22 protein-coding genes are annotated in these 22,566 nt (G+C 53.7%); 13 read left to right on the top strand and 9 right to left on the bottom strand.

The genetic code is table 11. The features are described 5' to 3' along the window. Positions 1 to 37: 37 nt before the first annotated feature. Positions 38 to 2,080, bottom strand: a complete 2,043-nt coding sequence (gene metG, locus BXP70_RS14685) for a methionine--tRNA ligase (protein WP_086595059.1) — start codon at positions 2,078 to 2,080, stop codon at positions 38 to 40. Positions 2,081 to 2,296: 216 nt separating this feature from the next. On the opposite strand from metG, the gene BXP70_RS14680 reads away from it, so the two are divergent. Beyond that, positions 2,297 to 2,902 carry a hypothetical protein gene (locus tag BXP70_RS14680; RefSeq protein ID WP_086594855.1) on the top strand — a complete coding sequence of 202 codons (606 nt, stop codon included), beginning with the start codon at positions 2,297 to 2,299 and terminating at the stop codon, positions 2,900 to 2,902. Positions 2,903 to 2,974: 72 nt separating this feature from the next. On the opposite strand, the gene BXP70_RS14675 is transcribed toward BXP70_RS14680, so the two are convergent. Together BXP70_RS14675 and msrB are read right to left on the bottom strand one after the other, a co-directional pair. Next, entirely contained in the window at positions 2,975 to 3,343 is a 369-nt protein-coding gene (locus BXP70_RS14675; RefSeq protein WP_086594854.1) for a hypothetical protein, read from the bottom strand. A gap of 328 nt (positions 3,344 to 3,671) precedes the next feature. Next, positions 3,672 to 4,238, bottom strand: a complete 567-nt coding sequence (gene msrB / locus BXP70_RS14670; RefSeq protein WP_086594853.1) for a peptide-methionine (R)-S-oxide reductase MsrB — start codon at positions 4,236 to 4,238, stop codon at positions 3,672 to 3,674. A gap of 191 nt (positions 4,239 to 4,429) precedes the next feature. Between msrB and typA the strand changes: the two genes are divergently transcribed. Then, positions 4,430 to 6,238, top strand: a complete 1,809-nt coding sequence (gene typA, locus BXP70_RS14665; RefSeq protein ID WP_086594852.1) for a translational GTPase TypA — start codon at positions 4,430 to 4,432, stop codon at positions 6,236 to 6,238. A gap of 302 nt (positions 6,239 to 6,540) precedes the next feature. Here typA and BXP70_RS14660 read toward each other — a convergent pair whose 3' ends face one another. The 4 genes from BXP70_RS14660 to BXP70_RS14645 form a co-directional block, all read right to left on the bottom strand. Beyond that, the gene (locus BXP70_RS14660; protein WP_086594851.1) at positions 6,541 to 7,566 is read right to left on the bottom strand and encodes a cytochrome d ubiquinol oxidase subunit II; all 1,026 of its coding nucleotides are present in this window, start codon (positions 7,564 to 7,566) and stop codon (positions 6,541 to 6,543) included. 11 nt (positions 7,567 to 7,577) lie between these two features. Continuing rightward, positions 7,578 to 8,909, bottom strand: a complete 1,332-nt coding sequence (locus tag BXP70_RS14655) for a cytochrome ubiquinol oxidase subunit I (protein ID WP_086594850.1) — start codon at positions 8,907 to 8,909, stop codon at positions 7,578 to 7,580. Positions 8,910 to 9,088: 179 nt separating this feature from the next. After that, on the bottom strand, positions 9,089 to 9,367 hold the full coding sequence (locus BXP70_RS14650) for an acylphosphatase (protein ID WP_086594849.1): 279 nt from the start codon (positions 9,365 to 9,367) through the stop codon (positions 9,089 to 9,091). A 191-nt stretch (positions 9,368 to 9,558) separates the two neighbouring features. Further along, positions 9,559 to 10,362 (bottom strand): TrmH family RNA methyltransferase, encoded by an 804-nt coding sequence (locus tag BXP70_RS14645; protein ID WP_086594848.1) that lies wholly within the window; start codon positions 10,360 to 10,362, stop codon positions 9,559 to 9,561. Positions 10,363 to 10,545: 183 nt separating this feature from the next. On the opposite strand from BXP70_RS14645, the gene BXP70_RS14640 reads away from it, so the two are divergent. Both BXP70_RS14640 and BXP70_RS14635 read left to right on the top strand, forming a co-directional pair. After that, positions 10,546 to 12,033: a sensor histidine kinase gene (locus BXP70_RS14640; RefSeq protein WP_086594847.1), complete on the top strand. Its 1,488-nt coding sequence runs from the start codon at positions 10,546 to 10,548 to the stop codon at positions 12,031 to 12,033. A gap of 72 nt (positions 12,034 to 12,105) precedes the next feature. Then, complete coding sequence (locus tag BXP70_RS14635) at positions 12,106 to 12,516, top strand: response regulator (protein ID WP_086594846.1); 411 nt, start codon at positions 12,106 to 12,108, stop codon at positions 12,514 to 12,516. Positions 12,517 to 12,616: 100 nt separating this feature from the next. On the opposite strand, the gene BXP70_RS14630 is transcribed toward BXP70_RS14635, so the two are convergent. Beyond that, positions 12,617 to 13,834, bottom strand: coding sequence for a tetratricopeptide repeat protein (locus tag BXP70_RS14630; RefSeq protein ID WP_245849641.1), 1,218 nt, complete (start codon positions 13,832 to 13,834; stop codon positions 12,617 to 12,619). Between the two features lie 608 nt (positions 13,835 to 14,442). Between BXP70_RS14630 and BXP70_RS14625 the strand changes: the two genes are divergently transcribed. The 4 genes from BXP70_RS14625 to BXP70_RS14610 all read left to right on the top strand — a co-directional run bounded on the left by BXP70_RS14625 (position 14,443) and on the right by BXP70_RS14610 (position 16,733). Then, entirely contained in the window at positions 14,443 to 15,342 is a 900-nt protein-coding gene (locus BXP70_RS14625; protein WP_143436508.1) for a hypothetical protein, read from the top strand. A 35-nt stretch (positions 15,343 to 15,377) separates the two neighbouring features. Continuing rightward, a complete protein-coding gene (locus BXP70_RS14620; protein ID WP_245849640.1) occupies positions 15,378 to 16,136 on the top strand; it encodes an endonuclease III domain-containing protein in 759 nt (252 codons plus the stop codon). Positions 16,137 to 16,189: 53 nt separating this feature from the next. Continuing rightward, positions 16,190 to 16,390, top strand: coding sequence for a hypothetical protein (locus BXP70_RS14615; RefSeq protein ID WP_086594843.1), 201 nt, complete (start codon positions 16,190 to 16,192; stop codon positions 16,388 to 16,390). A gap of 70 nt (positions 16,391 to 16,460) precedes the next feature. Next, entirely contained in the window at positions 16,461 to 16,733 is a 273-nt protein-coding gene (locus BXP70_RS14610; RefSeq protein ID WP_086595057.1) for a DUF167 domain-containing protein, read from the top strand. An 18-nt stretch (positions 16,734 to 16,751) separates the two neighbouring features. Here BXP70_RS14610 and BXP70_RS14605 read toward each other — a convergent pair whose 3' ends face one another. Next, the gene (locus BXP70_RS14605) at positions 16,752 to 17,348 is read right to left on the bottom strand and encodes a hypothetical protein (protein WP_086594842.1); all 597 of its coding nucleotides are present in this window, start codon (positions 17,346 to 17,348) and stop codon (positions 16,752 to 16,754) included. Positions 17,349 to 17,596: 248 nt separating this feature from the next. Here BXP70_RS14605 and BXP70_RS14600 point away from each other — a divergent pair, with 248 nt between their 5' ends. The 5 genes from BXP70_RS14600 (at position 17,597) to BXP70_RS14580 (ending at position 22,525) form a co-directional block, all read left to right on the top strand. Continuing rightward, entirely contained in the window at positions 17,597 to 18,394 is a 798-nt protein-coding gene (locus tag BXP70_RS14600; RefSeq protein WP_086594841.1) for a ZIP family metal transporter, read from the top strand. 147 nt (positions 18,395 to 18,541) lie between these two features. Further along, the gene (locus BXP70_RS14595; protein WP_086594840.1) at positions 18,542 to 19,927 is read left to right on the top strand and encodes an ATP-binding protein; all 1,386 of its coding nucleotides are present in this window, start codon (positions 18,542 to 18,544) and stop codon (positions 19,925 to 19,927) included. Positions 19,928 to 20,298: 371 nt separating this feature from the next. After that, positions 20,299 to 21,513, top strand: a complete 1,215-nt coding sequence (locus BXP70_RS14590; RefSeq protein ID WP_086594839.1) for a tetratricopeptide repeat protein — start codon at positions 20,299 to 20,301, stop codon at positions 21,511 to 21,513. A gap of 111 nt (positions 21,514 to 21,624) precedes the next feature. Beyond that, positions 21,625 to 22,239 (top strand): RNA polymerase sigma factor, encoded by a 615-nt coding sequence (locus BXP70_RS14585; RefSeq protein WP_245849639.1) that lies wholly within the window; start codon positions 21,625 to 21,627, stop codon positions 22,237 to 22,239. Then, on the top strand, positions 22,229 to 22,525 hold the full coding sequence (locus tag BXP70_RS14580) for a hypothetical protein (RefSeq protein WP_086594837.1): 297 nt from the start codon (positions 22,229 to 22,231) through the stop codon (positions 22,523 to 22,525). Before BXP70_RS14585 ends, BXP70_RS14580 begins: the two co-directional genes overlap by 11 nt. Positions 22,526 to 22,566: the final 41 nt, after the last annotated feature.

Below are 22,566 nucleotides of genomic sequence, written 5' to 3'. Positions count from 1 at the left end.
ATACGTGAAGCAGGAGCTTCGTGCTTTTATAAGAAGCCTACGCTACGTGGCTGCCGTTGCGTACTTCATGGCCCGGCTGCATCAAGGCTAGTGAGCCATCGGCATTTTCGGCTAGCAGCAGCATGCCTTGGCTAGTAATGCCTTTAATCTCGCGGGGAGCTAGGTTGGCGAGCACCATCACTTGCTGGCCGATGAGTGCTTCCGGGATGAAGAACTCGGCAATGCCACTAACGATAGTGCGCCGATCTAAACCAGTATCGACGGTCAGCTTCAGCAGCTTTTTCGTTTTCGCTACTTTCTCGGCGGCCACTACGGTGCCAATGCGCAAGTCCATGCGCTGAAAATCGTCGAACGACACGTCCTCTTTGGCGGGAGCAGCCACGGCTTTGGCTAGCTCATTCGCCTTTTTCGTGTCGAGCAGTTTCTGCACTTGAGCTTCTACGGTGGCATCTTCAATCTTATCGAAGAGCAGTTCGGAAGGTGCCAATTGCGTACCCGCAGCTAATGCATCCGATCGGCCAGCGGCTTGCCATGGGCCTTTTTCGACGTTCAGCATCTGTCCTAGCCTTTCGGCCGCAGTGGGCAAGAAGGGCTCCAACAGCGTTACTAAGCTAGCAGCCAACTGCAACGACACGTGCAGTACCGTACCCGTACGGGCCTCATCGGTTTTGATGAGTTTCCAGGGCTCCATGTCAGCCAGGTACTTATTACCGAGGCGGCTCAGGTTCATCAACTCGTTCAGAGCATCGCGGAACCGGTAGTTGTCGATCAGTTCGCCAATGCGCTGTGGAAATTCGCTGAGTTGCCGTAATACGTCTTCATCTTCGGTGGTAAAGCCAACTGCCGCCGGCACTTTACCCTCGAAAAATTTGTGCGTGAGCACCACAGCCCGGTTCACGAAGTTACCTAGGTTGGCTACTAGCTCGTTATTGTTGCGCGCCTGAAAATCTTTCCAAGTGAAGTCGTTATCCTTCGTTTCGGGAGCATTGGCGCAGAGCACGTAGCGAAGCACATCGGCCTTGCCGGGGAAGTCAGCGAGATACTCGTGCAGCCATACGGCCCAGTTGCGTGAGGTGGAGATCTTATCGCCTTCCAGGTTCAGGAACTCGTTGGCTGGCACGTTGTCGGGTAGGATATAATCGCCGTGCGCTTTGAGCATCGCCGGGAAGATGATGCAGTGAAACACGATGTTATCCTTGCCAATAAAGTGCACGAGCTTAGTGCCACTATCTTTCCAATACGTTTCCCAAGTGTCGGGCAGCAGGTCTTTGGTAGCGGAGATGTAGCCAATGGGCGCGTCGAACCACACGTAAAGAACTTTACCCTCAGCGCCGGGTACGGGTACAGGTACGCCCCAGTCTAGGTCGCGGGTGACAGCGCGTGGATGCAAGCCCTGATCAATCCACGATTTACACTGACCATACACGTTGGCTTTCCAATCGTTTTTGTGGCCTTCCACAATCCATTCGCGCAGCCAAGGCTCATACTGATCGAGGGGCAAGTACCAATGTTTGGTTTCGCGCAGTACGGGCTGGTTGCCGCTGAGCATGCTACGCGGGTTAATCAGCTCCGTAGGGCTGAGCGACGAACCACATTTTTCGCACTGGTCGCCGTAGGCATTTTCGTTGCCGCAATTGGGGCACGTGCCAACGATGTAACGGTCGGCAAGAAACTGTCCCGCTTGCTCATCGTAGTATTGCTGCGAGGTTTGCTCAATAAATTTATTTTCGTCGTACAGCTTCTTGAAAAAACCACTGGCGACTTCGTGCTGTGTTTGCGAAGAAGTGCGCGAATAAATATCGAACGAGATACCGAAATCAGCGAAAGAATCTCGAATCAAGGCGTGATATTTATCCACAACTTGCTGCGGGGTAACTCCTTCTTTTTGAGCACGAATGGTAATAGGCACCCCGTGTTCATCGGAACCGCAGATGAATTTTACATCCCGGCCGGCAGCCCGCAAGTAACGCACGTAAATATCGGCGGGCACGTACACCCCGGCTAGGTGCCCGATATGCACCGGACCGTTGGCGTAGGGCAAAGCTGCCGTGACAGTATAGCGTTGAGGATCAGCAGACATGAGTAAGAAAAACAGAAAAACTGTAAACGAAGGCAATGCGTTCAGTTAGTTGGCACCAACTAGACTGAGTGCAAAAGAACAAGGAAAAAAAGGGAAACATGCCGACTAAACGGCGTAAAACTTCTTAAAGACTTAATTGTGCTTAGCGCTTGGAAGCTCGGCAGATTAGTTCTTTTGTCCGTTAGTAACTAGTAGCGTTTATTTCACTCCTCTCCCATGAAAAAAGATTCGCAAGAACAACCTGAAAAGAAAGCAAAAAAAACCCCAGCTGAGAAAGCGCAGCGCAAAGAAGAAAAAGAAGCTGCTCGTGCAGCAGATTCTCTAAAGGATACGCGCAGCGAGAAGAAATTAGATCAGAAGAAAGTACTGAAAGCCGCCGCCAAGCAGCTGCAGAAAGAGCTAGATAAGCGCATAAATGAAGTAGTAAAGCGGATTCGCAAGGAAACGAAGGCCCGGCTCAAAGAGGTAATCAGCGAAGCCCTGCAGCACGTAGACAGCGAAACCGAACGGTTGTTTGAGCAGGCGCTCCATAGCATTGTGCGCCACTCTGATGGTGCTACTCCTGGTGCCTCTGATAGCATCGCCACCACAGGCGATTTGCAGGCAGAGCCAACGTCGCAGCCTGTAGCGTTGCTTCCTGAAGAAGCTGGTGCCGACGGCCAAGCCATTGCCAGCGGCAAGAACGCAGCCGCTCGCCCAGCCAAAGCGAAGCCCGCCTCAGCACCTAGCGCTAGCCGCCGTAACCGTCCTGTCAAACCTGGTGCTCGTTCCGCCGGCACGGCTTCGACGTCAGCAGCCGGCTCTGACGATACTGCTGCGTAACGCCTAGCAACTTTTTTAACATCAAACGGGCCTGCTGCTAGGTATAAGCAGCAGGCCCGTTTGTGTTATCAATTAGTAACCTGTTGCGCGCCGCAGAGTATCGACGGGCGCGTCGTTGAGACGGCGCAAACGAGTCTCGGGCGTAGTGTTATTGGGGTCGTTAGTGTTCACACTCTCGGGCCGCTTGCGGTTATTGATGCCGCTCGCTTGCTCACCCAGCAGTACACGGCCGGGGGTAGCGTCCGGCACGGAGCCGCCATAACCCGTGCCACTGTTGTACGCTGCCTGCCGATCTGCATCGGAACGGATGGCTGTCGGGACGCGTGGCTGTTCATACTCAGCCCCTTCTTGGGCCGTAGTGCAGGCACCTAGCAGCATACTAACCAGTACCACTAGTAGGAGGCGTGCGGAGATGACAAAAGAAGTAAAATAGGAAGTCATGAGGGACGTCGTTTGTTTGTATGCAGATCCTAGGTAGATCCTGCTTTGTACAACGCACTTCCCTGCTTTGGGTTGACTTCTAATTTACTACAATAACCGAAGTACAGATATTTGGCTCGATGCTGTCTCGACGAGCCGTTCTAACCTGCATGCAGTAAACCGCTATTCTTGCCGTTTGCTATCATCAGTCGGCTGAAGTATGTACAGTCCGCGTACCATTTTGGGCGTCGAAAGGCACCTAACAACAAAATATTTGGGAGCTCTAAAACTAAATGACCCACTGGATTAGGTTACCAGCGGGCCAATAGGAAGCTAAGTCAGATGCGGCTTATTTAGTTTTCTCGAATACCATGGCGTCCGAGTCCATGCAGTAGCGTTGGCCCGTGGGCTTCGGGCCGTCGTCGAAGACGTGACCTAGGTGCCCACCGCACTTGGCACAGACAATTTCGTCGCGGCTCATCCCTAGGGTATTATCGGCTGTCACTTTCAAGCTGGTGTTGGTAGCTGGCGCCCAAAAGCTAGGCCAGCCCGTGCCCGACTCAAACTTGGTATCGGAGGAAAACAGCAGGTTATGATCGGCAGCACAGTAATAGTTGCCCTTCGCGTGATTGTCGAAATACTTGTTCGAAAATGCCCGCTCGGTGCCTTGCTCGCGCAGAATGTAGTACTGCGCGGGTGTGAGCTGCTTGCGCCACTCGGCATCGGTTTTGCGCACCGGAAACTCGTCGGGCTTGTGCGTGACCACCTGCGGCTTGGGATACGCGCCGGCCGAGGCCGCAGGCTTGGTGGCAGCTTGTGGTTTGGCTACGGCCACTTCGGTCCGCTTCTGCGAGCAGGCCGAATTCAAAGTGAGTACCGACAACGCCAAAATCAGAAAGGAAGAATGCAAAGACATGTATGTATAAAGAAATGAGAGAGAAAGCCGAACTAGCTAGCCTAGTTCTACTGTTTACTCAACATACGCAGTGCAGCTTCTGTTCGGTTGGCGCACCAATAGAGGATTTATGATTGCTTAATCTTTAACAATTGATTTACACGGGTTTTCCCGCCTTTATTGCGTACCTTTGCGCCCGCAAAACTCTTTGTATGCAGAACATTCGGAATATAGCCATCATTGCCCACGTTGACCACGGCAAGACCACGCTCGTGGACAAAATCATTCATGCCTCGAAGCTTTTCGACGAGCACCAGCACTTCGACGATCTGATCCTCGACAACAATGACTTGGAGCGTGAGCGTGGCATCACTATCGTCAGCAAAAACGTATCCGTCCGTTATAAGGACGTAAAAATCAACATCATCGATACTCCTGGTCACGCCGACTTTGGTGGTGAGGTAGAACGCGTACTGAAAATGGCCGACGGCGTGCTTCTGCTCGTCGATGCCTTTGAAGGCGCCATGCCCCAAACGCGCTTTGTGTTGGGCAAAGCCATCGACCTAGGTTTGAAGCCTATCGTGGTGGTGAACAAGGTGGACAAGGAAAACTGCCGCCCTGATGAGGTACATGAGCAGGTATTTGACTTGATGTTCAACCTAGGTGCTTCGGAAGATCAGCTGGACTTCGTGACGCTGTACGGCTCGTCGAAGCAGGGTTGGATGAGCACCGATTGGAAAGTGAAGACCGACAGCATCGTTCCGCTGCTCGACGCAGTAGTAGCTTCTATCCCGCCAGCTCCTACCTTGGAAGGCACGCCTCAGATGCAGGTTACCTCGCTCGACTACTCGTCGTTCGTAGGTCGTATTGCTATCGGTCGTGTACACCGCGGCACGCTGCGTGAAGGCGCTAACATGAGCTTAATGAAGGCTGATGGCAGCGTGAAGAAAGTAAAAATCAAAGACCTACAGGTTTTTGAAGGCCTAGGTAAAGTGAAAGTGGCCGAAGTTAGCTCGGGCGAAATCTGCGCTGTAACCGGTATCGAAGGCTTCGACATTGGCGACACCATCGCCGACGCCGATAACCCGGAGGCACTGACGCGCATCAGCATCGACGAGCCGACGATGAACATGCTGTTCACCATCAACAACTCGCCGTTCTTCGGTAAGGAAGGTAAGTTCGTGACCTCGCGTCACTTGCGTGACCGTCTGTTCAAAGAGACTGAGAAGAACCTAGCGCTCCGCGTAAAGGAAACCGACAAAGAAGATACATTCTTGGTATACGGCCGCGGTATCCTTCACTTGTCCGTACTCATCGAGACCATGCGTCGCGAAGGGTTTGAGTTGCAGGTAGGTCAGCCACAAGTTCTCTTCAAAGAAGACGACAATGGCAACCGTATGGAGCCTGTTGAACACTTGGTCGTTGACGTGCCAGAGGAAACCGCCGGCAAGGTTATCGAATTGGTGACCATGCGTAAAGGCGAGTTGACCATCATGGAGCCGAAGGGCGACTTGCAGCACTTGGAGTTCAACATTCCTTCCCGTGGTCTGATCGGCTTGCGTAACAACGTACTGACGGCTACCGCTGGTGAGGCGATTATGAACCACCGCTTCTCGGCTTACGAGCCCTACAAAGGCGTGATTCCAGGTCGTATCTCTGGTTCGCTGATTTCGATGGATACTGGTGCTGGCACCGCTTATACCATTGACAAGATGCAGGACCGCGGCGAGTTCTTCGTTGATCCAGGCGAGGAAGTGTACGCTGGGCAGGTTATCGGTGAGCACACCCGCCCGAACGACTTGACTATCAACATCCAAAAAGGCAAGAAGCTCACAAACATGCGTGCTTCTGGCTCGGATGAAAACGTGAAGATTGTACCGAAGCGTCAGTTCTCGCTGGAGGAAGCTATGGAATACATCCAGAAGGATGAGTACCTGGAAGTAACCCCCAAATCGGTGCGGATGCGTAAGATCCTGCTCGACGAAAACGAGCGTCTACGCTCAGCTAAGAAAGTAGACTAAGCTTTCTGACCCAGATCAAAAAAGGCGCGGCGTTGGTCGCGCCTTTTTTATTGAATACCGGACTGGTTATCGAGCGGAATACATAATCTCATCTGATCTTCTGCTCTCGCCCAGGGCTAGATTCAAAAGCCAAGAAGATAATGCTGCCAACTACTCGCAGACGCAGTAACAGAGTCAAGCTCCGTTCAATTAAAGCAGCGCGTGGAAAGCTTGCAGAAAATGGCAAACGTACAAAGCCAACTAGCTTATATCACTTGTTGGCTTACTATGAAGGCACGACCTAGGTCGTGCCTTTTCCATGCTTAGGCAGCTGCTTCTGAGTGCTCTTTTGCTTCGTGCTGGAAGCTATAATAGAGATAATACAAGGCCGGCAGAATAAAAAGACTACCAATGAGCAAGGCCCAACCAAGCGCGCTCATTGTAGCGGCGGGTGCATGGTCTTTTAGGAGTGAAAGATTAGGAGCATCTTTCATAACGATAAAATCTGGGAAGTGCCGGTAACCGATAGCTAGCAAAATCATGGTCACTTGAAAGCCTGCCAGAATGCGCGGCAGAATGGTTTGCTCTTTCTTGACTGCGTAGGCCATCACCCCTAACGAAATCGTGGCTAGTACCACCGCGGTAGTCCCCACGATGTTGCCGAAGATCCACTGCCAGAGCGGAATACTTTCTACCGCCGCCGCCACAAACACCAGCCCGCCAGCCGTGAACGTAATGCTAGTCATGGTTAGCGTTTTGCGAATGAAGTAGCGCTTATCAGCTTCGTTTTCGGCTTCACCAATACTATACACGCTAGCTAGGTAGCCACACAGCGCCACCGTAAATACACCCACCGCCACCGCAAACCAATGCAGCCAGCTGAACACATAAGCCGTTAGGAAATCAGGAGCTGCGGGATCAACGTAGCCGGCGAGTACACTAGCGGCAATGACTCCCAGAAAGAAGGGCGTAACGGCGCTAGAAAGCACGAAAATTCGGTTGTATACCGCCTGCATTTGATCTTTCACGGCATCGTAGTGCCGGAACACGAAAGCCGTGCCGCGCGCAATGATGCCGAGTAGCATAATTAGCAATGGAATGTGCAAGCTGACCGACATGACGCTGTAGATGCGCGGGAACCCCACAAACAGAATCACGACGGCAATAATCAGCCACATGTGATTAGCTTCCCAAATTGGCCCGATGGCATGCGACATGGTTTGCCGGGCGGTACGGCGATTCTTGCTGCTGGTAAATAATTCCATGATGCCCGCCCCGAAATCGGCGCCGCCAAGTAACAGGTATAGCAGAATGGACAGGCAGAGGAAGGCGATAACAACGTAATGCATGGCAGAAAAAGCTAGGCAGCAACCAATTGCTGGGCGGGGCGGTCGTACAACTCAGGCACCATCTTGATCTGCCGGTAAAGCAAGAAGACCACGATCAAGCTAAGAGACAGGTAAACAGCCGTGAATAAGTAGAACGAGTACGCAATACCGGGCATGGGCGTCACGGCGTCGGCGGTACGCATAACGCCGTACATGATCCACGGCTGCCGGCCTACTTCTGTCACCGTCCAGCCAGCTTCCACGGCAATAAAGCCCGCAGGAATAGCTGCCACAAAAAGCCTCAAAAACCACTCGCGACGCAGCCACTGCTTTTTGCGCCACGAGGCCCAGAAGTACAGCCCAGAAAGTGCCATCATGAACATACCTAGTCCCACCATGAGCTGAAAAGCGAGGTGCGGTACTACTACCGGCGGCCGGTTCTGCGCCGGAATTTGGTCGAGGCCGGTGACCTCCTGCTTGAAGTTGCCGTGCGCTAGGAAGCTCAGCATGCCGGGAATCTTGATGGCATAATCGACGCGCTGCTTTTCTTCGTTTGGCAAGCCGCCGAGCACAAGCGAAGCAGACTTTTCGGTGTGGAAATGCGCCTCCATCGCAGCTAGCTTAGCTGGCTGCCGCTTAGCAACGTCTTTCGCTGAGAAGTCGCCGCTAAGGGGCTGGAGCACGGCCGCAACAGTAGCGAAGAATGCCGCAATGCGAAACGCGTGAGTATGAAAGCGAATATTCTTGCGCTTCAAGATCATGAGCGCATGCACGCCGGCTACGGCAAACCCGGTAGCCGCAAACGCCGCCAGCGACATATGAATGGCCTGCGACAGCCACGCATCGTTGAACATGGCCCGCATCGGATCGATGTTCAAGTATTTGCCGTCGACGAAGTCGAAACCGGCGGGGCTATTCATCCAGGCGTTGGCAGCCACCACTAAGATTCCAGAAGCTAGGCCGCTGATGCCAACGACGACGCCTGTGAACCAGTGAAACCACGGATTGAACCGGTTCCAACCGTATAAGAAGAAACCGAGCGCAATGGCCTCAATGAAAAATGCCGTGCCTTCGAGCGAAAAGGGCATCCCGAAGATCGGGCCGGCATGCTCCATAAAGCGCGGCCACAGCAGCCCTAGCTCAAACGACAGCACCGTACCCGACACGGCGCCGGTAGCGAAGAAGATGGCGACGCCTTTGCTCCAGGCTTTTGTGAGGTTTTTGTAGGATTCATCGCCCTTACGCAACCATTGAAAGTGCGACACGGCCATGAAGAAAGGCATCACCATTCCGATGCACGAGAAGATGATGTGGAAGCCCAGCGACAACGCCATCTGCGAGCGGGCAGCAAGAAAATCGTCCATAGTGTAAGGCACTTAGCGCGTGAAACCATCCAGATGATGGCAAGCGGGCCGGCATTATCACGACGAGGCTAGCCCGCTCTAACTACACAACTAAGGTAGGTACCGTTCACTAGGGAGCCTAGCTTTATTTGCGGTTTTACGTTGCCTTTTGAGCACTAAGCACAAAGCCACCTAGCCCCTTAGCCGCCGCGCCGAACCTCGAATTCTTGGTAGCCCTGCATAGCGCCTTTCTCCACCTCTACCCGATCGACGCGTGCGTGCGTTGGGCCTTGCCGACACCAGCTCTCAAAGGCATTCAATGCTTCCGCTGACCCTTCTACCTCGATCAGAACAGAACCATCCGGCTCGTTGTGCGCGTAGCCAAACAGCCCTAGCTTTTGGGCCTCTTTCTGGCTTGATTGGCGAAAGAAAACGCCCTGTACGCGGCCGTAAATGCGGTAAGTGCAATGGTTCATCATGCAAAAAGTAACGTAGCGAATTAGCTACCTAGACGCAGAACCAAAGCAGGAGGTTTGTAAAACCGTGTCATTTCGAGCAACGCGCACAATCCTGCTGACCTAGGTAGGAATGCTACTCTAGCTTTTATACGCAGTAAGTTTTACGCATTACGCAGCGAAAATATGTTGTCGGGTTTTGTTAAGCCCGATACCTAGCCCCGCTGCCGCACGGCTTCAAAAGTCATGATGGCGGTGCAGGTGCTCACGTTGAGCGAGTCGATGTAGCCGGCCATGGGGATCTTAATTTGCTCGTCGGCGGCAGCAAGCCACTGGTCACTTAGGCCCGTCGCCTCCGTGCCCATCACAATAGCCGACGGGCCGCGGAAGTCCCTGTTAGTATACAAGGCCGTAGCTGCCGGCGTGGTAGCAAAGCTGCGAATGCCATGCTGGCGCAGCCACCCCAGTACCTCTTCGGTAGGCGCCGCTACAACCTGGTTGGTGAACACGCATCCAATGCTGGCCCGGATGACATTTGGATTATACAGATCGGTGCGGGGGTCGCAGACAACGACGGCATCGACGCGGGCGGCATCGGCCGTGCGCAGCACGGCACCTAGGTTGCCTGGTTTTTCAACGGCTTCCAGAATGAGTAGTAGCGGGTTGGCTGGCAACTGCAAATCGGCCAGCCGACGGCGTGGGGGTCGTGCTAGCGCCAGAATACCGTCGGAACCCTCTCGGTAGGCCACTTTCTCAAATACCGGCCGCGACACCGAAAACCAGTCGAGCGCTGTACCTAGCATTGTAGCTAGCTCGCGTTGCCGGGCGTCGTCGGCTAGCTCAGGGCAAACAAACAGCGCTGTGATCTGCACACCGGCCTGGTGCGCAATAGTTAACTCGCGGTAGCCCTCAATGATGGTCAGATCCTGCGCCCGCCGTTCGGCTGGCTTCTGCTGAAGCTTTAGCAGGTTCTTGATACGCGGATTTTGCGGACTGGTAATCGGATCGGCGGCAGGCATAGCTATTTTACAAAAGCAGGCGGCGCATAAGCCAAGCTAGCTTAGAACACGGGCACCTTCGGCGCGAAGATACGGCTGTAAGGCACAAGGCAGCCCACCACAAAGCGCATACTTTTTCGCAAGACTAGCCCGTACCTTTAGCCTGCTGCTTACGGCAAATAGCTAGCTTCTGCTTGGTTCACTATGTATTTAAAGCTCAACACCAAAATTATTCTGGGCTTCAGCATTGCGCTGAGCATGCTCTTGCTCACTTCCTTAACCGCTTATTTTAGCATTCAGCAACTCGCTTCTTCCACGCGCCTAGTGGAGCACACGTACCGGGTAATCCAGTATACTTCCGATCTGCGCATGCAAATCCGGGATGCACAAAGTTCTCTGCGCGGCTATTTGCTCACCAGCGACTCTTCTTACCTGAGCCACTCCGAAGGCTATTTACCTGCCGTGCTGGTCGATTATGACTCCTTGCGCCGCCTAACGGCCGACAATCCTGGCCAACTCCAACGCCTAGATACACTGCGCCAGATCATTGATCATGAAGCCAAGTTCTTGCAGCACTGGCGGCAGGTGAAGCCTTCGGCGGACGCGGCAAAGGGACTTCTACTTAGCGACCGGCACACGCTGGAGAGGTTACGAAATGTTATCATGCGCATCAAAGACGACGAAGAATCGTTGCTGAGCCACCGGAGCGCCCGCCAAAACTTTTTTGAAATATCGACGCCGATAACACTCGTTGTATCAGCAGTCCTGGCTATCCTGATTGTTCTTTGGCTCTTCGTCAAAATATCAAACGAGCTTAAGGCAAATGCGCGGCTGCAAGTAGAGTTAGCCCAAGTAAACGCAGATACCAAACGACGCATTCAAATCATTGAGGGCCTTGCCGATAGAGTAGTACAGGGCGACTACACCGTGCGCATACGCGACAAGGAGCAAGATAGCTTGGGCAACCTAGCTACCTCGCTCAACCGCATGACGCAAACGCTCGATACCGCCTTCGGCGCCCTCGAAAACCGCAACAAGGAGCTCGATCAGTTTGCCTACGTCGCCTCCCACGATTTAAAAGCGCCGTTGCGAGGCGTCATGACGGTGGTGAAGTGGATCGAGGATGAGCTTCCGCACGAGCTTTCTGAGCAAATGCGCCAATACCTAGGTATGATGAAAGGCCGGCTCGCTCGCCTAGAAGACCTGATCAACGGTATTTTGGCGTACGCTCGCATTGGCCGCACGCAGCATACGCTGGAAATGGTAGACGTCGAGCAGTTGGTACAAGACGTGCGTGAACTCATTGTGCCCACCGATTTCGTGGTTCATACGCCCACCGCCCTTCCCGCGTTCATTACGGATCGGCTCAGCCTAGAACAGGTATTCACCAACTTGATGAGCAACGCCGTGAAGTACCACGGTTCGGGGGCAGGCACGATCACCGTTCGCTGCACCGAAAAGCAAAAGTATTATGAGTTTACGGTGGCCGATGATGGTCCCGGCATTGCGCCCGAATACCACGATAAGATTTTCCTGATCTTCCAGACGCTGCGTGACCGTAATACGGCGGAGAGCACCGGTATTGGTCTGAGTATCGTGAAGAAAATTATCGATGAGCACCAGGGTAGTATTCGGGTCGAATCGGCGCCCGGTGAAGGCGCAGCCTTTATCTTTACGTGGCCAAAGAAGTAAGTGAGCGACAGAGTAACTGAGAGAAGTTATTCCGTTGAAACTTACTCATTCACTCCGTTACTCACTCACTCTATGCGTTCTGTTTTGCTACTCGAAGATGACTTCTTCGACACGATGGTCGTGCAGAAATCCTTTGCCAAATTCAACGTGCCGCATAAGCTTTATACGGCGTTCAATGGCATAGAAGGGCTCGACCTGCTCCTGGGACGCAACGGTGCGTCTGCCATTGATCCACTGCCCGAAGTAATTTTGCTCGACCTAAACATGCCCAAAATGAACGGGCATGAGTTTCTGGCTGAGTTGCGCAACCACCCCGAACTGCGCGACATCCCAGTATTTATCACAACCACTTCCTCAATGGATGTAGACCGCCTTAACGCTCAAAACCTTGGGATAAGTGGCTATATCCTGAAACCCATCGACTTCGAAACCAACCAGGACATGGTGGATAGCATGAGCTTGTTGGAAAAGCTGCTGAAGTAGAAGCACTTTTTGCGGAAGCTAGGTCACGACACGAAAAAGGTTGCTTCCTGAGAAGCAGCCTTTTCTGTTGTAAAAGCATTGGGTGGCAAGCCGACCGTTCCTAGCTACGCTTGTTGTTGCTCAAAAAAGCGCGAGCTTCCTGGTACATCTCCGATTTGCGCTCCGCTTTGTCGTTGACCACTCGGTAATAGCGCATGGCATTTTTCACGTCCCCATTTTGCACCGCAAAGTTGGCTAGGTTCAGATTGGCATCGAGGTAGTAGAAGCTGTTCGTTTCGCCTGTGCTTTCGGCAAACACAATGCACCGCTGGTAGTATTCTGCGGCTTTCTCCAAGTCCTTGTAGCGATTCTGCATTACCCAACCTAGGTAGTAGGTAGCATAGCGCCCGCTTATAGCTTCGTAGCCGGGCATTCCCCGATTCAATTTGTCCAGGATTTCACGGCTTACCCGCTCGCATTCACGAAAATTACGCGTATTGAAACAGCTCAACGCGTAGAAGCGCTGGAAGTAAGCGTTATCCGGAAAGTTGGTAGCTAGGTAACGCGAAACCGGCAATGACTCGGCTGGTTTGTTTTCCTCATTCATCAATATTTTCATGAGGAAATAGCGAGCTTCTAGCCCCGTGTAGAAACCCGTTTCTGCCACGGTCTTGAGCTGCTGTACCCCTAGCTCCCGGTTGCCGCGCGGGAAAAAGAATAACACGGGTTTAAGCAGTGGGTAAGTATCGCCAATCCACACGGCGTAATAATTTACGAGCGCCTGTCCAAACAAAAACTCTGGGCTTAAGCCATTTGCCTCCTGGCTTTTATTCAAGTATTCCAACGCCCGCTTGCCCCCCACTACTGCTTTTGCCATATCGCGCCGCTCCCCGTGTAGGTGCGCCGCAAAGCCATAGGCGGCAGCTAAGAAAAAGCAAGCTTCGTAGTTCTGGTGGTCGGCTTCGTAGAGTTTCTCGCCGTTGATAACGGCCGTGTCCATGTAGGCGTAGAAAATCTTGTCGTACTGCTTAGTTTGTAGATTTGTCGGGATAATCTTCCACCAGGTGCTCAGGCCTAGCAGGAAATACGGCATGGGGTGATGTGGATAGCGCCGGCGCAACGAGCGGAACTGCTTTTCCGCCTTGTCGAATTTGAAGTTATAAAGGTTCTGGACTGCCCCTTCCAGCTCGGTCTGAATATCAGTATCCGTTAGCAGCCAGCCTTTGGTGTCGATAGCACTCGGTAGCACGTCTACGTTCCCGACTTCAATGGTCCGGATGACCGTATGGGTCGTGTCAGCAACTTGCTGCGCCTGCGCCCGCAGGGTGACTAGAGCCAATAATAAGATAAAGTATAGTCTTAGGATCATATAAAGGCAGCTTACAACCTTTTGCTACTGACAAGCTTATGCCACTGACGTAAAGCAAAAATACCTGTTTATAATTATTTTTAGCAATTGGCCAGAAAACTATTCTTGCTGCAAACCTTGTACCGAGTACCTAAATCTTACACAACGACACCCAAATCGGCTTTCAGGGTAAGAGCCTAACAGCAGTTATCGTTGTACGTTAGTATAAATAATCTTCATATAAATTGTATTTATGTAATATGCGAGAATAACAATTACGCTAAATATCACCAACAGTACAGTTTTCTGCTGTTGTGCTGCGAATAGGATGAAATAAGTAATATCGCATTGCACTGTAAGGAGTACCCCTAACCACCCGCACAGTTGAGCACGACCCGTACAAGGTCTTTAAGCAGTTGAATGCCCAAGGAGAATTTCCACCCAGCAGTTTTACGTAGTCATGCGCACGAAATCTGGCGCATTTACCGTTAATTCAAGCTCGTAAGCAGTGCCATGACGAGTTGCAGCTGATGCGCTTTTTCACGCCCTATGCACCTAGCTATTCCTGCCTTCGGGGCTGTACATTTTCCTTTCACCTTATGCGTCCTCACCCGCTCTTATTACTTTTCCCTCTTCTTACGTTCTGTCCTGATTTGGCGCGAGCCCAGGAAACTCCACGGGAATTGAATACGCTGCCTACTGCTCCCCCACCAGCGCAAAGACCTGCTCCGGAAGCACCTAGGCAGCTTAGCACGACCCCGGTAGTACCCGATTCCGTGCGTCAGCAGCAACGGCAGCGCCAAATGGACCAGATGCCCGCGGAAACTAATCGCTTTGCGGTGGGACTGAAAAATGGACAAGTGCTGCGTGCCTATGATGTGGAAGTAAAGCAACCTGTCTTCGGTCGCAGCTTCTTGCTGGTAGATGGCTTGCAGCGCTACGACCTGAGCGACGTTCGTTATTACGACGACGAAACGGGCCACTACGTACGGACAACGCTACCTAAGTCGCGCCGCGAAACTACGTTGCGCCGCGACCGACCAGGCCGAATTAGTTTGTATTCTATCACCAGCACGCAGTACGCGGGCAATGGGTTTGGATACCCTTATGGTGGCTACGGGGGCTTCGGCCGCTACGGCTACGGCGGCTTTGGGCCGGCGTACCGCACGGTAAAAACGGAATACTTCAGCAAAGACAACGGCCCAGTCGAAAACCTGACTATCCGGAATTTAGCTATTGCCACCTCCGATAATGCTGGGAGTAGCGCGCTGCTGGCCAAGGCTCGTAGCTTTCAGCGTATTTCTACCCTGAGTTATGTAGCGGCGGGCGGAGTTATCCTGGCCGGCTTGTTTACAACGCTCAACCCTAGCAGTGCGGGGCCGACGATTTCGCCCTTGGTGTACGCAGGACTGCCCCTGCTAATTGTGCCGTTAGTAGTGCAAAGCAAGCAACAAAACAGTATCCGGCAGGCCATTGCCCTCTACAACCGCGGCTTATAGTCAACGGGAGCTAGGTGGGTTGCGTAAGCAACCATGTGACCCGCCCAGCTATTCCCCTCCCCGACTCCGATTTGGAAGCACGCCGCACCAAGGCGTTGCTCGTGCACGAACGATTGTGTGCCCAGTACGGTGCGCCTTTTCCGTTCTTCAGCACCAAAGACCCACTGAGCGAGCTTATCAGCGCGCTACTATCGCACCGTACCCGCAACCAAGATTCGCATCGTGCCTACCAGCAGTTGGTAGCCCGCTTTCCGACTTGGGAGCAAGTGCGTGACGCTCCCACGGAGGAGGTGCAAGCCGCTATCAGTTCGTGCACGTGGCCCGAACAAAAGGCCCCGCGCATTCAGGCCGTATTGCGGGAAATAAGTGCCCGCTGCGGAGGCCCCTGCGACCTAGCTTTTCTCGCGGAGAAGACGGTACCCGAAGCGCGAGCTTGGCTTGAAACTATTCCCGGTGTAGGGCCCAAAACCAGTGCGGCTACGTTGCTTTTTAGTTCGCTGCGCTTGCCCGCCATGCCCGTCGACAGCCACCATCACCGGGTGGCCCAACGACTGAACTTAATCGGACCAAAAGTAGGCACGGAAGCGGCTCACGCCTTGTTGGAAGCCTTATTGCCACCCGATTGGAGTGCTCAACAGGTTTATGACCACCACGAAGCCCTCATGTTTCACGGGCAAAAATGTTGTTATTTCCACTCGCCCGCTTGCGGACGCTGCGTCGTGCTGGATCAGTGCCCTTTTGGTCAAGCCCGACTAAGTGGCGCACCCTTGCCTGTATTGGCCTATAGTAAGTAATTCTTCAGCTGCTCCCCCGAACCTAGCCACCTAGCTTTTGCCTCACAAACACTATGAAAACAACCTACGGCGTACCCGCTCTGATTTCGTTTTTCATCCCAGGCTTAGGGCAACTTATCAAAGGACAGTTTCTGAAAGCCTTCATTATCTGGGCAATTGGCGGCACATTGAGCTTTTTGCTGGGCTGGACGATTGTTGTGCCTTTTCTTATTTGGGCCTGGAACGTGTACGATGCTTACAACTCGCCGGCCTAGCTTTTAGGAACTAGCAAGGCCTATTCAGTGCATTTTGTAGCGGCCTCGTGTGCCCTTAGCTTTGTGGCTCATGCCTACCGCCCTGCACCTCAAAGCCAAGCCCAACAGCAAAGTCAACCAGCTGGTACTAGCTGCGGATGGCAGCCTGACGATTCGCCTGAAAGCGCCGGCGCAAGATGGCAAAGCCAATGCTTGTCTGCTCGCTTACCTAGCTGAGTTATTTGGCGTCAGCAAATCAAGTATTACGCTGGTCACAGGGCACGCGACTCCGTTCAAAAAAGTAGTTTTTGAAACTCTGGATGAGGCTATTGTGCAACAGGTACTTGCCCAGCATCAGCCTTGACAAGGGTACGCTGCCTACCTAGCTAATTTGGGCATGGCGCAGGCCTACTTCCATCTTGGCAGCATAACCAGCAATGGCATCCGCCCGATCGACGCCATTGATAATTCGACGCGCATTTCGATAGTCAGTTACAGGCCCGTGCAAGTAGTGCTCCAGCGCTTTGCCCGTAAACAAACCCTGGCGCATTCCTAGCGAAGCAATGCGGTAGCTTACCAGAGGGTCGAGGGCTAGCTCGGGGGTTTGCTCTAGCCCAATACTCAGGCGCCGACCAAATTGACGGTAATTTGCCCGGCCAGTCAGCTGCACGTAGCCCCTACCTTTATAGCGAGCACCATCTCCTTTTTCCACATTGCCCAATACTCGTCCCGTTTTAGTGGTAGGTTCGTAGCGTTGAAAATACGTTTCGGGGCCCCTCTCCTCAATGGGTTGCCAGGTACCGGCACACTCGTGCTTCACGGTAGCCAACATATAAGCTACCCAGCGCAAGTCGATTAGCCCCGGGTCGTGCTCAACAAAATCGAGCAGATTCTCAATGCCTGCAACCTGATTGGGGGTGAAGCGCAGATTCGTCTGCTCGCGGTACAGGTCGAATAAGGTTTTGTGGTCAAATTTCATGGCTTATCTCGCGTAGTACTATCCTCACTGCCTATCGGCAGCTACCAATTGGCCTAGGCAAATAAGCATCCCTAGCCTTCTGCGTCAATCGCATAACTATGTGATAAGCAGCAAAAAACCCGCAATCATCTAGGCTGAACTAGAGTGGGCAATGGGCTCCGGATAGCCCAATAGTCAGAACCTAGCTCTGGGCGCAACCTCACTGCGCGCTATTCGGTAAGGAGTATCCTACTTTTCTTTTTCCCCTCATGACATTTCCCACCTGGGCCCTCGCCGGTTTTTGGGGCCTTGTATCTGGTTCGGCCTTGCTGATAGGAGCAGGAGCCGGCTACTTTTTGCGCGTGCCGCAGCGCCTTGTTGCTGCTATTATGGCATTTGGCAGCGGAGTACTTATTTCCACGCTGTCGTTGGAGCTGATGGAAGACGCCTACCGGAAAGGCGGCTTCGATGCTACTGCTATCGGTTTTATTGGGGGAGCGGCTACTTACACTATAGCCAATTGGCTGCTAGCTCGCCAAGGGGCGAAGCACCGCAAACGCTCTGGTAGCCAACAGCATGAGGAAAGACAAAAAACGCAAGCGGGCGAAAAAGCGGGTACAGACGCTGGCGACGACAATGGAATGGCCATTGCCCTAGGTGCCCTCCTCGATGGCATCCCGGAAAGTATTGTTATCGGCTTGAGCTTGCTGGCGGGCGGTGCCGTGAGTACTGTAGCGGTAGTAGCTATTTTTCTGTCTAACTTACCCGAAGGCTTATCGAGCGCCGCGGGCATGAAGAAGTCGGGTCGGTCGGCGAGCTACGTCTTTTGGCTATGGTCTGGTATTGCTATTATTTCGGGACTGGCCTCGCTGGTGGGCTACGCCGTATTCAGCCACTTTTCGGCTGATGTAGTGGCCGCTACCACAGCCGTTGCAGCGGGCGCCATCCTAGCGATGCTAGCCGATACCATGATGCCAGAGGCTTTTGAAGAGGCCCACAATTTCACGGGCTTGATTACCGTACTGGGCTTTTTAGCATCCTTTTTCTTGAGTAAAATGGGTGATTAAGCCACTTATTAAAGCTAGGTGCCAGTGCTGCCAAGCCTTGGCATGGTGTTAGTCCGAATTCAGCTTTTGATTAGGTCTGTTACTTTATACTTTTTTGTGACGCTGCCCTACGCTAGTAGCTGGCGGTAGTTGCTTGTTAACGTTAGTATGTCCACCTTTTCCGATCCTGCTGCTATCCAACCTCTACTAGAGGCCCTTTCTTTTTCTCCCGATAATCTTCCACTGCGCAAGCATGTTGCGGCATTGCTGCTGCAGGTTGGGCGCTTAGTAGAGGCCGAAGACACGTACCGCGCCGGTCTGCGCCTAGCCCCCGCCGACCCCGACTTGCAGCTCGGCCTAGCCGAAGTGTACGCAGCGCTCAATAAAACCTCGGCAGCCTTTGTGGTGGTCGAAGAGCTGCTGAAGGGCTACCCTGAACATGCGCGCGCTCACCTGTTGCATGCACGCTTGCTGGCGCGCACCGGTCAGCTTACCGCCGCCCGTGAGGCTTACGAGACGGCCCAACAATACAATCCTGCTCTAGAAGATGCCGAACTCTTGGCTCAGCTCCGGGAGAAGAGTCTAGCGCAGCCCGCGCAACCAGCACACGGAGGGCCGCCCACCGAGATGCCTAGCAGCGCCGGTTTAGTTATTGATGAACAAGCGTTATTCTCCGGTTTAGAGAAGCCCAAAATCAACTTCTCGGATGTGGGCGGTATGGAGGCAGTAAAGGAGGAAATTCGTCTTAAGATCATCCATCCGCTCCAGTACCCCGACCTGTATAAGGCGTACGGCAAAGCAACCGGCGGCGGCTTGCTGCTGTACGGCCCCCCCGGCTGCGGCAAAACGCACCTAGCTCGTGCCACTGCTGGCGAGGTGAAGGCTTCCTTTATCAACGTTGGCATCAACGACATCCTGGACATGTGGCTGGGCAACAGTGAGAAGAACTTGCACCAGCTTTTCGAGATGGCCCGCTTGCAAGCGCCGTGCGTGCTATTCTTTGACGAAGTAGATGCCCTGGCTGCTAACCGCCACGACTTGCGTCAGAGCGCTGGCCGCTCCTTGGTCAACCAATTTTTGGCGGAGCTAGACGGCGCTACCCGCGCTAATGACGGCGTGCTCATTATGGCAGCCACCAACGCGCCCTGGCACCTCGACGCCGCCTTTCGACGCCCCGGCCGCTTCGACCGCATTGTGCTGGTCACCCCGCCCGATGAGCCGGCTCGGTCCGCCGTACTGGAGGTGTTGCTGCGTGAAAAGCCCTTGGCCACTAGCGTGAACATAGCCGCTGTAGCGGCCAAAACGCCTGGCCTTTCCGGCGCCGACCTCAAAGCGCTGCTAGATGTAGCTATTGAAGCTAGGTTGCGCGAATCGATGAAGTTAGGGCGGCCATTACCTATCGAGCAAAACGACTTGCTGAACGCAGCCAAGCAGGTCCGAGCTAGCACAAAGGAATGGTTTGCCACGGCCAAGAATTATGCGCTCTACTCGAATGAAGGCGGTGTGTACGACGATATTCTGGTGTACTTGGGCATCAAAAAACCACGAGAGTAAGTCTGCAGCGCGTAGATGGCCGTCAGAGGCCTGAGCCAGTACAGCAGTTGCTAGACATGCTGCTATTTGAATGCCTTGTCCCTAGGTTTGTTGAATTGAGGCTAGGTGCTGGTGTGGCAAGCGACACAATAGCCAGCACGGCTGGTTCGCTACCAGTCGTTAAGAGCTACGTCATGGCATCGGTTTTCGATGATACCGTAGGCAGACCGCTGCTGGCCTATTCCTAGCATGTTATGCATCTACGCAGCCTTACGACCCGTTCGTGATGCTCCCGCGCAAGCACCGTATTCAGTGGGGTCAGATACTGATTTATCTAAGCGTCTTTTGCTACCAAGTAAGCAACCGCTCTATCCGATAGAATTATTCTTTACATGGAACACGCCTCCTCCTACCATTGGTCTGAACGCGTCTTGTTGCTGCTTCGCCAGGGCCGCGCGCCGCAAGCCGAGCAGGAGCTGCGCCGCATTCTTCAAACCGATCCAACTGATGCCCTAGCCCACGCCTGGCTGGGCATGTGCTTACTCGATCAGGCCAAGTTAGAGGAAGGCCAAGCCGAAGCAGAAACCGCGATTCACCTGGCGCCCGAATACGATTTTGCTTATTACTTGCTCAGCCTGGCGCACCTGCGGCAGCATCGGCAGCCAGCCGCGCTGGTAGCCATTGAGCACGCCCTAGCGCTCGACCCCACGGATCCGAATTATTACCACACGCTAGGCATTATTCGCTTTCAGCGGCATCAGTGGCAAGCCGCATTGAAGGCCGCCGAAACGGGCCTTTCCTATGACCCCGAACACGTTGATTGCCTGGGACTACGGGCCCGCTCTCTGACTCGCCTTGGTCGGCGCGATGAGGCGGCTGACGCCCTCGGCCGCGCCTTGCACCACGACCCGGATGACGCCGGCACCCACGCCGACGCAGGTTGGGTGGCATTAGAAACAGGTCAGGCCAAACCGGCTTTGGAGCATTTTCGACAGGCCCTGCGGCTCTCTCCTACTTCTGAGTATGCTCGGGAAGGCTTGGTTGAAGCGCTTAAAACGCAGTATTGGGTGTATCGCGGTTTTATGCGCTTCGCCTATTGGTCGTCTTCGCTCAGCGACAGCGCACGCCGGGGCCTCTTCCTAGGTCTGTTTATTTTCTCGCGCTTTTTTCCGCTGCTACTACCACTCTACTTGGTACTGGTTTTTATGAGTTGGTTTGCTGATCCGCTGTTTAACACACTGCTGCGCTTTAACCCGTATGGTCGCCACGCCTTGAGCGCCACGCAGGTGCGGCAATCGACGCATTTTTCGGCGCTGTTAGGCACGGGCCTTTTGCTCCTCGCGGCGGGTTTTCTGACGAAGCTAGCTCCCTTAAACATGCTTGGCTTCGTGGCAATGGGACTTCTCTTTCCCCTTGTGGGTACCTGGCGTTTAGCAGTACCGGCGCAACGGCAGCGTTCCTTTTGGTTTGGTGTGAGCTTGGCCGTACTTGGGCTCGTTGCCGTCGGGATTACCGCCCTGCACCTAGGTCCGCCCTATGAAAACATCTTCTTCGGTGGTTATATAATCGGCACGGTGCTCTACGTTTGGTTTTACGCTTTGCGCTGAGCCGTCTATTACTAAGCCGTTCGCCACTGAAGGCCGAACTGCTACATTTTTTTTGCTGGCGAGGGTGATAGTCAGGCAAAACGAGGATTAATAAGCAGAACTTCCGTTTGCATGAGAACTCCACTTGCCACACTCGCCCCATCGATGCCTGACCTAGCGCTGCAAGAGGCGCTGCTCACCAACCGTGAGCGGGTCCTCACGCAGCTGTACCAACAGACCTTTCCGCTGGTACGGCGGCACGTGTTGCGGCACAGCGGCTCTAGCCAAGACGCCCAAGATATCTTCCACGATGCCCTAGTTATCTTCTACGAAAAGGCAGTGCACGGTTCGTTGACCCTGACCGCTGCGCCGAGCACATACCTCGTCAGCATTTGCCGCAACTTGTGGCACCGCGAGCTAGCTCGGCGCAGCCGCCAGCCCAGCACCACGCTAGAGGAAGAACATACCGACTTTGCCGAATCGGCACCCGCCGATTCAGAGACAGCGCCCACCACCTCCCAGGCAGAACTGGTGTTGGATTACGTGGAAAATCTCGGTGCGAAGTGCAAGAGCCTCCTGGTCTCTTTTTATTACTTCAAAGAGCCCCTGGAGCAGATTGCGGCCACTCACCACTACAGCAGCGTGCGCTCGGCCACGGTTCAGAAATTCAAATGCTTAGAACGCTTGCGCACGGCGGTGCGCAAGGTTGCAGCCACTGTCTTTTTTTACGAAAATCATGCGGCCTGAACTAGAGCGTTTGCAACGAATTGAGGATCACCTGCTTCACCAGCCAGCCGCCGACTGGTACGTGCAGGAGCTAGTAGATGCTGACCTCGCAGCTGATACGGACCTTCAGCGCCAGCTGTACCAAGGCTTGTACGTAGCGGGGCAGCAACAGCTTCGCCGTGAATTGGCTGTTATTCACCAACAGCTTTACGGGACAAAACGCCCCAGCCGAATAGCGCAGTGCAAGGCCCTACTCTCCGCCTTACGTTATCAGCTGCGCTGTTATTTCTTCCTCGCCAAGCGCTAGGCGCTGTATCTTACCTAGCCGCTGCGCTTTCTGGCTGGCGC

This window comes from Hymenobacter crusticola (assembly GCF_002154225.1).
In the GTDB taxonomy this organism is placed as follows: domain Bacteria; phylum Bacteroidota; class Bacteroidia; order Cytophagales; family Hymenobacteraceae; genus Hymenobacter; species Hymenobacter crusticola.
This window is presented reverse-complemented; position numbering and strand designations above follow the sequence as displayed.

Coding starts and splice junctions, on each gene's coding strand:
- msrB (WP_086594853.1), bottom strand. CDS start 4,238: ATGTCTTTGCATTCTTCCTTTCTGATTTTGGCGTTGTCGGTACTCACT.
- BXP70_RS14625 (WP_143436508.1), top strand. CDS start 14,443: ATGCGTCCTCACCCGCTCTTATTACTTTTCCCTCTTCTTACGTTCTGT.
- BXP70_RS14645 (WP_086594848.1), bottom strand. CDS start 10,362: ATGCCTGCCGCCGATCCGATTACCAGTCCGCAAAATCCGCGTATCAAG.
- BXP70_RS14655 (WP_086594850.1), bottom strand. CDS start 8,909: ATGGACGATTTTCTTGCTGCCCGCTCGCAGATGGCGTTGTCGCTGGGC.
- BXP70_RS14585 (WP_245849639.1), top strand. CDS start 21,625: ATGAGAACTCCACTTGCCACACTCGCCCCATCGATGCCTGACCTAGCG.
- BXP70_RS14595 (WP_086594840.1), top strand. CDS start 18,542: ATGTCCACCTTTTCCGATCCTGCTGCTATCCAACCTCTACTAGAGGCC.
- BXP70_RS14615 (WP_086594843.1), top strand. CDS start 16,190: ATGAAAACAACCTACGGCGTACCCGCTCTGATTTCGTTTTTCATCCCA.
- BXP70_RS14610 (WP_086595057.1), top strand. CDS start 16,461: ATGCCTACCGCCCTGCACCTCAAAGCCAAGCCCAACAGCAAAGTCAAC.
- BXP70_RS14590 (WP_086594839.1), top strand. CDS start 20,299: ATGGAACACGCCTCCTCCTACCATTGGTCTGAACGCGTCTTGTTGCTG.
- BXP70_RS14600 (WP_086594841.1), top strand. CDS start 17,597: ATGACATTTCCCACCTGGGCCCTCGCCGGTTTTTGGGGCCTTGTATCT.
- BXP70_RS14635 (WP_086594846.1), top strand. CDS start 12,106: ATGCGTTCTGTTTTGCTACTCGAAGATGACTTCTTCGACACGATGGTC.
- BXP70_RS14660 (WP_086594851.1), bottom strand. CDS start 7,566: ATGCATTACGTTGTTATCGCCTTCCTCTGCCTGTCCATTCTGCTATAC.
- metG (WP_086595059.1), bottom strand. CDS start 2,080: ATGTCTGCTGATCCTCAACGCTATACTGTCACGGCAGCTTTGCCCTAC.
- BXP70_RS14580 (WP_086594837.1), top strand. CDS start 22,229: ATGCGGCCTGAACTAGAGCGTTTGCAACGAATTGAGGATCACCTGCTT.
- BXP70_RS14650 (WP_086594849.1), bottom strand. CDS start 9,367: ATGATGAACCATTGCACTTACCGCATTTACGGCCGCGTACAGGGCGTT.
- BXP70_RS14675 (WP_086594854.1), bottom strand. CDS start 3,343: ATGACTTCCTATTTTACTTCTTTTGTCATCTCCGCACGCCTCCTACTA.
- BXP70_RS14680 (WP_086594855.1), top strand. CDS start 2,297: ATGAAAAAAGATTCGCAAGAACAACCTGAAAAGAAAGCAAAAAAAACC.
- BXP70_RS14640 (WP_086594847.1), top strand. CDS start 10,546: ATGTATTTAAAGCTCAACACCAAAATTATTCTGGGCTTCAGCATTGCG.
- BXP70_RS14605 (WP_086594842.1), bottom strand. CDS start 17,348: ATGAAATTTGACCACAAAACCTTATTCGACCTGTACCGCGAGCAGACG.
- typA (WP_086594852.1), top strand. CDS start 4,430: ATGCAGAACATTCGGAATATAGCCATCATTGCCCACGTTGACCACGGC.